This window comes from Hymenobacter sp. HD11105, from assembly GCF_054051685.1.
This window is the reverse complement of sequence record NZ_JBSWBR010000025.1, coordinates 1-871: the sequence shown is the minus strand read 5'-3', so window position 1 is coordinate 871 and position 871 is coordinate 1. Positions and strand designations below refer to the sequence as shown.

The following is an 871-nucleotide window of genomic DNA, read 5'->3' as shown; positions in this document are numbered from 1 at the left end:
GTGGCTGTTGCAGAAGTCTCTGTCGCCCGTTGTCTTCGTGTTTTGCTAGCTGACCTATACCGCCGCAGTCCCTGATTTAGAGCTGAAAAAACAGAATAGCAGGAGGTGGCGGGGGTTTAGGCAGCGCGACAGCTAAGCCCAGGCGCTGTTGGGGCCGGTACTTTAGGAGCTTTTTTAGGTTGTAGGCCATAGCGGCCAGAAGCATCGTTTTATGGGCACTACTCCGGCCCCGCGTGCTGACTCGCCGTAGCCCATAGTGCTGGAGCAGACTACCAAACACGGGTTCCACCGTGCTCTGACGCACCAGGCGCAGGCGGTGCCCCTGCCGGCTCTGCTGCCGCTGGAAAGCCCGGCGGTACTGCGGATCATAGGCCGTATGCGTGATCGTGCGCTTGTTGCTTTTGGGCGCGCAGGTGGCTTTGCGCGGGCAGAGCCGGCAATCGCGGGTGGAGGCGCGATAGAGCTTTAACAGGCTGCCATCTAGATTCTTCTCGTAGCCCTTGAAGGGGAGCTGCTTGCCCGCAGGGCAGGTGAAGCAGTCCACCTCGGCATCATAGGGAAAGCCGTCGATGTCGGGCTTGTATTTGCCGAACACGGGAATCCAGGGCGTGATGCCCCACTGTTCGAGCAAGGCGTAATTCACCCCGTTGGAGTAGTTCGTATCGGCGACTAGATCCAGCAGGGGTAAGCCCTGGGCGAGCAACCGCTGCTGCAGTTGCTGGACGAGTTGCGGCAAGTGCACACTGTCCCGACTATCGGCCAAATCAGCCTGCACGTGGCTGATAACCCCGCGGGCCGTATCCACGGCCAGGCTACAGAGGTAATTCAAGGCGCGTACCTTGCCGGGCTTGAGGGAAATGCGCGCCTCGGG

1 protein-coding gene is annotated in these 871 nt (G+C 60.4%); it reads right to left on the bottom strand.

Translation table 11 applies throughout. The features are described 5' to 3' along the window. Positions 1 to 76: 76 nt before the first annotated feature. Positions 77 to 871 (bottom strand): transposase (locus tag ACW9KT_RS22295; protein ID WP_457084608.1); only part of this gene is annotated, 795 nt, incomplete at its 5' end.